Below are 1,184 nucleotides of genomic sequence, written 5' to 3' on the forward strand. Positions count from 1 at the left end.
TCCGGTAGAAGTGCCTACCGAGGTAGCGTTTGAGACAGCGCCGGATCTCGCGCTTGCTACGCCCTTCAGTGAGACGTTTCTCAACGTAGGTTTTGGTGTTGTCGTGGTGCTGCATGCGGGACATTGCAATCACGTGAAGTGCGCGATTCAGACGCCGGTCACCGCCTCTGTTGAGGCGATGCCTGATGGTGTTCCCACTGGAGGCGGGGATCGGACTCACACCGGCGAGAGCCGCGAATGCGGCCTCACTGCGCACCCGACCGGGGTGTGACCATGCGGTGATCAGAATGGCGGCGGTGTATGCGCCGACACCTGGTTCTTCGAGTAGGGGTGCTGCTGGGCTCTGTGCGATCAGTTCGATCATGCGTTTCTGATTCGTGGTGAGCGTTTCTTGGAAGGCGAGGATCTGACGTGCGAGACGGATCGCCTCGTCGCGGGCGACAACACGCGCGATGGGTTCCTCGCGGCTGCGCCACCGTGAGATCTCACCGATCTGGGTGAGAGTGAGTGGTTTCCTGGCATCTATGCCAAGGTCGTTGACGCGCAGCAGGGCGGTGAGCGCGTTGGTGTTCATCGTTTTCTCCTGCGCCATCTGTTCACGAGCCGCGACGAGCACGCGCAGGGCTTGACGTATCCCGTCGTCAGCGCGCGGGCGGCGAAGTTGGTCGTCGTCGAGGGAGCGCGTCGCGGTTGCGATGGCTTGCGCATCAATCGGATCTGACTTGCCGATTCCGCGGCGAGATTTCGTGCTGATGCGTGGTGCTTCAACGACTTCGTAACCGGCGTCTGAGACTGCGCGGGCAAGCTTCGCCCCGTAGGTGGCGATGCACTCGATCGACCAGAGCGTAGTCGCTTCACCGGAAGAGAGGCGGCCTGCCCAGGCGATTGCTCTGGCCATGCCCTTCGCGGTCGTCGGGAACAGTTGGCAACCGAGCAGTTCGCCGTTCGCAGCGTCGATGACAGCGTAGGTGTGTGATTTGGCGTGGGTGTCCACACCAATGACAAACGAGTGAGAATGCGCGACGATGGTCATGCGGTTGTGGTCCTTCCTGGAACGGAATCATTAGGGTTCAGCCGCGTGGCGGCCGACGCCGTTCCGGGAGGAAATCACTTCGTGGCAGCACTGTGACGGGCCACGACCTCAGGGGTCGGGCAGGCTTCTAATCAGGCCATCGAAATGGGCC

Annotated in this window: 1 protein-coding gene; it reads right to left on the minus strand. The window is 61.7% G+C overall.

Annotation, left to right across the window (positions count from 1 at the left end; all coding sequences use genetic code 11):
* A partial coding sequence (locus NHL51_RS13805; RefSeq protein ID WP_434144648.1) for an IS110 family transposase occupies nt 1-1,033 on the minus strand: 1,033 nt, incomplete at its 3' end.
* Nucleotides 1,034-1,184 lie beyond the last annotated feature (151 nt).

Origin of the sequence: Leucobacter sp. gxy201, assembly GCF_051043335.1 — a bacterium.
In the GTDB taxonomy this organism is placed as follows: Bacteria; Actinomycetota; Actinomycetes; order Actinomycetales; family Microbacteriaceae; genus Leucobacter.